General features: G+C 67.8%; 1 protein-coding gene. It reads right to left on the reverse strand.

Features of this window, described 5'->3' with window-relative positions; translation table 11 throughout:
* Positions 1-869 (reverse strand): hypothetical protein (locus tag ABCR83_RS32685; RefSeq protein WP_462698894.1); only part of this gene is annotated, 869 nt, incomplete at its 3' end.
* Positions 870-914 lie beyond the last annotated feature (45 nt).

Consider the following 914-nt stretch of genomic DNA (forward strand, 5'->3'; position numbering starts at 1 on the left):
GTGGGGCGGTTTCGTTCGAGATAGAGGACGGTGACCGTGGTGGCGATGGCTGCGGCTGTGAGGGCGATCAGGCTGGTGCGCGGCCATTGACGGTGAGGGGTGGACGGCTTCGTTCCGGGAAGAGCTTTGGTGCTGGTCGGTGGATTGTCCGCGCGTTCGATGACCAGTCCGGGTATGACGATGGGCTCGGGTATCCGTTCGTTGACCCGCCCCCAGAGAAGAGCGACCTGCCGGTGTTCTTCTTCAACATCATGGTGAACCCGGGCCAGTTGGACGGCCAGGTCGGGCCGTAGCACCGGCAGTCCCGCATCACCCGTGTCCGCAGGAGGCTCGTCCGGGACAGGCTGGTTCTGTGTTGAGGCCGTGGCTTGTGCTTCCCGTGCGGCATCGCGGACTTCTCTCGCGCGCTCCAGCCGCTCCTGCGCCTGAGCGAGATGTGCCCGCGTGGCCGTGCCGCCCGCGGGCGGCCCGTCCTGTAGTACGGCGATGATCCGTAACAGTGCCTGGACCAGTTTCTCCGCTTCCGCCAGGTCGGCCTCGGCCTGTTGCCGCGCGTGCGCGGCGGGCGGGGGACGCAGCCCTTGCTCGGCCGCGGTGGCCTCGGCGTGCAAGTGCCGTGCCCTGGCCTGGTAGAAGGCGCGTCCACGCTCATCACGTATCCGGTCCGCAACGACCTGTTCCAGGCGGTGCAGCGGGATGAGGGTGGCGCCGGAACGGTACTGGCTCCAGCTGGTCTTGCTCATCCGGTAGCGCCGTGCCAGTTCCCGCACGGTCTCGCCCTCGGTCAACTCCCGCAGGAACCGGGCCAGTTCGTTGGCCTGTTCGCTCTCGCCCTTCGGTCCGCCCTGCGGACGTCCTGCCCTGCTCATGACACCCCCTGATGTCCACCGGACAACCCCGGATTGTCCACGACC

Source organism: Streptomyces xingningensis (genome assembly GCF_054957865.1).